Source organism: Alkalilimnicola ehrlichii, from assembly GCF_003399765.1.
Classification (GTDB): domain Bacteria; phylum Pseudomonadota; class Gammaproteobacteria; order Nitrococcales; family AK92; genus AK92.
The window spans coordinates 1-5,779 of record NZ_NFZV01000055.1 but is presented as its reverse complement, the minus strand read 5'-3'; the positions used below and the strand labels follow the sequence as shown (position 1 = coordinate 5,779).

Sequence of the window (5,779 nt, the reverse complement as noted above, 5' to 3'; positions counted from 1 at the left end):
CAGCGGCAAAGGCACCACCGACATCCTCTACGCCAACGTCGCCCAATCCAAAGACGCCGCCAAAACCGCCGGCACCGTCAAAATCAACGGCCACCCGGTTTGCACCAAGGCCTCCGTGTTCAGCAAAAGCACCGGCAACGAGCCGGGCCGTAAAGGCGGCGTACTCTCCGGCACCACCCAAGGCCAGGCCGAGTTTCTCACCGCCTCGCCGAACGTGCTCATCGAAGGCGTGCGGGCCGTGCGCGCGCACGATCTGATGGTCTCCAACAACCAAAACACCCCGCCCGCGCCCTTGATGCAGCCCTCGGGTACCCCGCCGCCGGCATTGTCGGCCGGTGCCCCGGCAGACATCGAACCGGAACCGGGACCGATGCGGGTGGCGGTTAAGGACTTAGGCGGAGAGTAAGGGTGTTTAACACGTATAGCGTTATCAGCAGCGGCGAGAACGACGAAGAGGTGCTCGCGCGCGGCCTGCTGGATCGCGTCGACACGCGGCTAGCGGAGGCGGGCCTAGCGTGCACGGCGAGCGTTTTCGACCAGCTCCCGGCTCGGGAAAGCTACCGGCTCTGGCTCGCGCCCGTCGACCCGCAGGCCGACTACGACGAGGCGGCCCAACAGCGGCTCGGCCTGTTGGGCGAACTCCAGGGGCATTACCCGATACCGCTCGGCGACATCGCGGCCCACCACCGGGACGAAGCGCTGGAGTGCGAGCTGGAGACGCTCAAATGCCTACCGGTCACGGCCAATGCCGCCGGCGAGCTTATCCCGCTGCGCGACGGCTGGCTGTATATCTTCCGTAACGGGTGCATCTGGCGGGAGCTGCAAGTCCTTGCCGAGAGCACGCAGTTTCAGGAAGTGAACCTAATCGCCCAACAGGGCCGGGACGCACGAACGCCGAGTGTGTACCCCCAGGACGGCGTCCTGCAACTGCCGGTCAGCCTGGGCGGCGAGGAAATCGACTACCACTTCGCCTTCTCGCCGGTTCAATGGCCCTGGGATTACCTGCTGACCCTGAGCGCGGACATCGGCGCGGATCGCCGCTTCGACCCGGCCTGCGGCGCCGCTGCCCGCGGCGTTACGATCAACGCCGCGCGCCAGGCCGAGCGGCTGCAAAAGATCGCCTTGGCCGACTACCGCTTCGACGCCATCGAGCCCGAGCAGCTCGGCGCAAGCGCCGACACCGCGTCGGCCGGCGCACCGCCGACGGTCGACGAGCTCTACGGCGACTACGGCTATAAAGTGCCGCTGCGCAGCGCGCTGGCGCGCTTTCCCGAGCAGTTGGCGGCCTTGGCCGACTTCGCCGAGCGCCTCGGCAATCGCCCGCTGCTGGTGCTCGCCGACCCCATTGGGGTGGCCGAGGAACTCGCGGCCAAACACCAAGCCGATTGGGTGATCGCCAATCACACGGTCAAAACCGCCACCGGCCTACCCGACGACAGCAAACCGGAAGAGCACGAAAGCGAAGCCGCCTACCGCGCGCATCTGTGGCGGCAGGATCAGCGCAGTCACCGCTTCAACACTGCCAATTTCCTCTACCAGCTCCTGTTCGCCAACGCCGAGCTTGAACAGGCAGTGGAGCGAGAATGCAGCCGAGAGCAGGCCGAACAACTCGCCAAGTGGCGGGGCTTAATCAACCAAACCGCCCTGGAGCGCGACCTGCGCGTACCGGCGGTCGCGCAGTGCTACTTAAACCTTATCAACAGTCGCCCGCGTTTAGTCGAATGGCTGCTCAAAGAAGGGCCGCTGTCGTTCACCGCCGCCTTCGACGACTATGCCGCCCTCCACGGCGAGGCCATGCCCCAGCGTTACGAGTTACTACAGCGGCTACTCCTGCGCCTGGACGCCAACCCCGAGGTTTACGACAAATGGATCGCCGGCGAGAACGGCGAAAGCGAGGGCAAGGCCGACGAGCTGCATGTCGACTGCGGCCAGGAATACTGCTTACAGTTGCTGGGCGTGCACGAGGGGAAACCGCCCCTACCCATCACCCGCTACCTGCTGCCCGGCTACGAGCCCGGCGCCGACGCGGAATACGTCAGCGCCCTCCGCGCCGAGGCCATTCCGCCGGGCGAACCGGGCTTTGACCCGACACCGCTGCTCGAAGCCACCGCACACACCTCCTCCCCCGGCCTACCGGAGCTGGCGCGCCGGGTGCTACAAGGCTGGACCGCACTCCTCGGGCAAGCCGAAAACGTACAAACCCACCTCGCCCACAGCCGCTACAACAACGAACGCGAGGCTTTCCACCAAGCGCGTGAAGCGCTGGCGCAAGCCGAAGCCGGGCAACGCCAAGCGGCCGACTGGGCGCAGGCGACCGAGCAAGCGCGGCGGGTCGTCGAGTCCCGCGAAGCGGAGCGCGAACGCGCGCGTTTGGAAGCAAACTACCGACAGACGCAAGCGCACACCGCCGCCGCCCAAGCCGAGTACGACGCCTATCGCGCCCTCGTCGACGAGCAAACGACCCAACACCTGCTGTATAAGCGAGAAGTGGAACGTTACGGCGCGGCGGAAGCCGAAGCCCGCGGCCGTTACACGCCCCTGCGCCAGGAATACCTCCGGCTTGAGTATCCGGCCGCGCAAGAGCTGAAGCGCTACATCGAAGCCTACCGCCGCCTAGCGCACTCGCTGGAGGCGCTGGACGACAGCTACTTAGCGCTGGATCGGCGCATCGCCGACCTGGATGCCGAGATCCGCCAGGCGGACATCGACCATCGGCTCGCCCAACAAGAGCGCACCGCCGCCCGCGACGACCTGATGGGAAAACTCGGCCGCTACCACGGCAGAAAACGCCGCGGCGAGCGCTGGGAGGTAGCGCAACGCCAAGAGCGGGAAACACGCCTGCGCCGCCACCAACTACGTCAGCGCCGACAGGCGGACCGGTACCTCCTCTCCACCTTGGATCAAGCCTATGCCGATGCCGGCCTTGAGCGCCCGCAGCCGGGCCGACGCCGCAGCCCCAGCGAAGTCACCGCCTCGGCCGAGCAGGTCAGCGGCGGCAACACCGGGCGTGCATCGCTGGGTGCCCATCATGCCCGCATGCTGCGCATGGTTAACGTCTCGGCGCTGCGTTTTGACCAGTTCCCGCTCGCCACCGCGCACGGCATGGTGCCGCCCGGCGTGCAGCCGATCGTTGCCAACGAATTACAGGCCGAGCTAAAACAGCGCTACCCCGCCTGGGCCAATGCCGACCCCCGCGCCGTGGCCGAAGCGCGCACCGAGCACTTAGCCGGCGCCTTAGCCGAGGGGGTGGCGACGCAAGGCCGCGGGCTCTTCGGCGAGCTACGGCAAAGCCTGGCGAGCACCCACGTCGCGACCGGGCTGATCGCCAGCGAACGCCCCCTGCCACGGGCCGCCAGCGTCGGCGAGCTGCTGGACATCATCGCCCAGCAAGAGGCGCCCTACCGGGATACCGAGCGCGTTCTCGCCCACTACCTCGACTACCTCGAAGAAGCGATTAGCTTCGAGGGGCCATCGGCGCGGCAGGCCAGCGTGCAGCGCAACCGGATCGGCAAGCAACTGGAACGGGTGGCCGCCGACATCGAACACGCCGCCGACGGCAAAGCGGTGGCGACTCGCGGCTACCTGGAAAGCGCGGTCAGCCTGGCCATCGCCGAGACCCGCGCAAAACACGGCAAGGCCGATCTGCTCGCCGCGCAGGCGACCGAAGCCGACGCGCGGCAAGCCTGGCAAGCCGCCGAGGACGAGCGGGTGCACCGCATCACCGATGCACAACAGGCGCACACCGCGCAGGAGGCCGCCAACCGCACCTTGGCGGAAGCCAAGGCGAATGCGCCCGCCGAACTCCGCCACCGACCCGGCGGCATTCTGCCGCACCAGGCGCGCCTGCTGGTGCAGCGCCTTAACCGCAACTTTAGCCTGCCCCAGGCGCGCAACTTGGGGCTTTTGTTGCCCTTGAGTGCGGTGGAGGTGCTGAATTTTCGGTCGGCGTGGGAATCAGCCCGCGACAATTTGTCGGTGGCTACTGGTCTTGTTGCAGCAAGTGCTGTTTTGGATTCCGTAGCCATGACCATGCAATGGCTGCAAGCCGCGCGAATCGCCGCCGCCGGCTTGAATCAGGCTCTGGTTCTAGAGGTGGCCAACGAGGCTTGGAAGAACTTCCGAACCTACGGGGTTTATACGATCGACACCGACGGTTTGTCGGCGGGCGAGAAGGCAGCCAAGAACGCCGTGTTTCGGACCGCCCATGTCTTACTTTATACGAGCGCGTTCACTTCATTTGCCTCCGCCTTTTCCGCCGTTGTCATGACCATGGATGCATGGCATCAGTGGCGGCGCGGTCATCGCGCGGGGGCGCGATCCGCGGCGGCAGGTCGCAGCCTCACCGCCCTGGCCTATGCCGATGCCGGCTACGCGCTGCGCTGGCTGGGCACCCAGGTCGCCGGCCGCAGCGCCTGGCTGGGCCTGGCCTTCCTGCGCTTTTTATTCTGGGGCGGGCTGGTGGTCACCCTTGCGTTGGAAATCCTGTTCTACCTCATGCGGCAGACGGTGCAGGAGTATTATCTGAACAACACCCCCTGGGGCGCGGCGAGTTACCGCGATATGCGGCACTGGCTGCAGGACAGCGGCCTGATGTATCGGGATATCATCGGCGTGTTCGCCTTATGGCCGCAGTTGACGGCACCGGCATGGAGCATGGGAAACCCGAACGAAGGCCTGAAGGAGCTGCAGATCTTCCTGCCGCAATTCAGCGAAGCGTCGGTGGCGGAGCTCGATTGGGAGCACCTCTATCACTACAGCGAGGAGCAACACGTCTTTACCGCCGGCTCCTACGAGGATCTTAAGCGCTTTATCGAGCCCGACTCGCGGCATACCGAGCCCGGCCTGCACTTGATCTTAGGCGGCACCCGCGTGCAGGCTTATGCCGGCCGGGTGCAGCTTGCGCACGGCACGGTCGCCGAGCGCGTGCCGCGCTGGTTCGCCGGCCTCTACCAAGGGGCCAAGGCGGGGCAGGGCTTGGCGGCGACGGCCGAGGTGGCGCGGCGCGATGGCGGCTTGCGCATCACGCTGCGGCTACCCGTCGAGGCCTTGCCGCATCGGGGTTATCATCACTTTATGCTAAAGCTGCGTTATTGGCCGCTGGGGGCGGATCATCGGTTCGGGATGAATGAGATTCCGATCAGCTTCCCGTACCCCGAAGCCGGGGCGGCCGCGCCGACGGATTGGCTTACGCTGTACGCCCCGAGCGCGTATAAAGTGCGCTCGCCGGCGCCGGGGGCCGGCGAGCGGCGGCGGCGCGAAGAAGAACGCCCGGGAGGCGCCTGTTAATGTTGCGACGGTTGAAGAAGTTGGGGCTGCACGGTCCGCTGCCGCGGGACGCTGCGCTGATCTACAGCGGCGCGCCCTGGTACGGCCACATCAATGCCGAGCGGGCGGTGCTGGTGCAGCCGATGGGCCATGCGCTGGTTTATTCCGTGTTATCGGGGTTGGGGTTCGTGATTGCGCTTTGCTTTGGAGGCTCAGCTGCGGGTTTTTGTATCTCCACGGAACAGACAGCTTATTTTGAGTTTACCTTTTGGTCTCCTTGGATTGATCGGCCTCATCGCCGGCCTCGTCCTCGCCCGGCGCTACGTCCGCGCGCGCGATGCGCTGTATGCCGCCTGGGACGGCAAGCCGGATCTGGCGGCGGGTTACTTCGACCGGCGGGCGGGTAAGCTGGTGTTGCCCAAGGAGGGGCGGGAATACCCTTTCGCCGAGCTACAGGCGTACATCATCCGCCACCCCACCCGCCACGGGCTGATGCTGCACGATCTGGTGCTCT

At 66.2% G+C, this 5,779-nt stretch carries 3 protein-coding genes; all 3 read left to right on the top strand.

Annotated elements, in window-relative coordinates; translation table 11 throughout:
• A partial coding sequence (locus CAI21_RS22345) for a DUF4150 domain-containing protein (protein WP_116304332.1) occupies positions 1–406 on the top strand: 406 nt, incomplete at its 5' end.
• A gap of 2 nt (positions 407–408) precedes the next feature.
• A complete protein-coding gene (locus CAI21_RS22340) occupies positions 409–5,286 on the top strand; it encodes a hypothetical protein (protein WP_116304331.1) in 4,878 nt (1,625 codons plus the stop codon).
• 234 nt (positions 5,287–5,520) lie between these two features.
• On the top strand, positions 5,521–5,779 hold a 259-nt coding region (locus tag CAI21_RS22335; protein WP_147305223.1), incomplete at its 3' end, for a hypothetical protein.